2 protein-coding genes are annotated in these 1,259 nt (G+C 32.2%); both read left to right on the top strand.

What is annotated here, in order from left to right; genetic code table 11:
* Positions 1-57 precede the first annotated feature (57 nt).
* Entirely contained in the window at positions 58-357 is a 300-nt protein-coding gene (locus tag RH98_RS16155) for an IS3 family transposase (protein WP_010257638.1), read from the top strand.
* Positions 315-1,229: an IS3 family transposase gene (locus RH98_RS14965; RefSeq protein ID WP_317038902.1), complete on the top strand. Its 915-nt coding sequence runs from the start codon at positions 315-317 to the stop codon at positions 1,227-1,229. The genes RH98_RS16155 and RH98_RS14965 overlap by 43 nt, the downstream gene beginning before the upstream one ends.
* Positions 1,230-1,259 lie beyond the last annotated feature (30 nt).

Genomic DNA, 1,259 nt, shown 5'->3' with positions numbered 1-1,259 from the left:
TGGACTTCCTAACTTTGACTGGATAGTAAGTTAAGTATAAAAATTTAACTTTGAAATATGAAACAAACAAGAAAGAGTTACGATACGTTATTTAAACGTCAAGCAGTTGAATTAACAAAAGAGAGAAAAAATAAATCAGAATTAGCTAGAGAGTTAGGAATACCAGTTGCTTTGCTTTACAAATGGTGTAAGGAGTTTGAGGATTTTGGAACAGGTAGTTTTCCTGGTAATGGAAAATTAAAGTTAACTCCAGAGCAAGAAAGAATTAGGGATTTAGAAAAGAAATTAGCGGATGTTGAGTTAGAACATGAAATATTAAAAAAAGCAATTGCCATTTTTTCAAAGACCGAAAAGTAACTTATAATTTCATATTAAGCCATGAAAACGAGTTTCCAATTGGGAAAATGTGCAAAGTTTTAGGGGTAAGTTCAAGTAGCTACTACCATTGGAAACGGTCACCAAAGAGCCTACGTGAGCAAAAAAAACAAGAGCTAAAACAAGTTGTCAAAGATGTTTATTTTGAATTTAAACAACGTTATGGAAGTCCACGAATCTCTGCGGAATTAAAAGCACGTGGTTACAAAATCTCTGAACCAACAGTTGCTAAATATATGAAAGAGTTAGGATTGCGAAGTAAATTAGCTAAGAAATTTAAAGTAACTACTGACTCCAAACACAACTATTTAGTTGTTGAAAACATTTTAGAACGTAGATTTAAACAAACAGCACCTTGTAAAGCATGGGTGTCAGATATTACCTATATACCTGTAAAAGAAGGGTTTGTTTACCTAACCACTGTGATTGATTTATATGACAGAAAACTTATAGGCTGGAGTATAAGCAAGACGATGAATACAGAAGATACAACTTTAGCTGCTTTTAAAATGGCTCGTAAAAATCGTCCTTTCAAAGCAGGACTAATCTTCCATTCGGATCAAGGAGTACAATATGCTAACAAGAAATTCACTAATGTTTTAGAGGCTTTTAAGGTAACAAGAAGTATGAGTAGAAAAGGTAATTGTTGGGACAATGCAGTAGCAGAGAGTTTTTTTAAGTCCCTGAAAACAGAAATTATTTACGGAAATCTTTTAGTTAATCGCCAGAAAATGGAAAAGAACCTTTTTGAATATATTGAACTTTGGTATAATAAAAAGCGTAGACATTCACATTTAGGATATCTAACGATAGAAGAATTTAATCAATCAATGAATTATAGAAATGCTGCTTAACTAATACTCCGGTTTTTATTTGGATATCCA

The sequence above is a fragment of the Myroides injenensis M09-0166 genome (assembly GCF_000246945.1).
Taxonomy (GTDB): Bacteria; Bacteroidota; Bacteroidia; order Flavobacteriales; family Flavobacteriaceae; genus Flavobacterium; species Flavobacterium injenense.
The sequence above is the reverse complement of the archived record's forward strand: the minus strand, read 5'-3'. Positions and strand labels throughout refer to the sequence as shown.

Coding starts and splice junctions, on each gene's coding strand:
- RH98_RS16155 (WP_010257638.1), top strand. CDS start 58: ATGAAACAAACAAGAAAGAGTTACGATACGTTATTTAAACGTCAAGCA.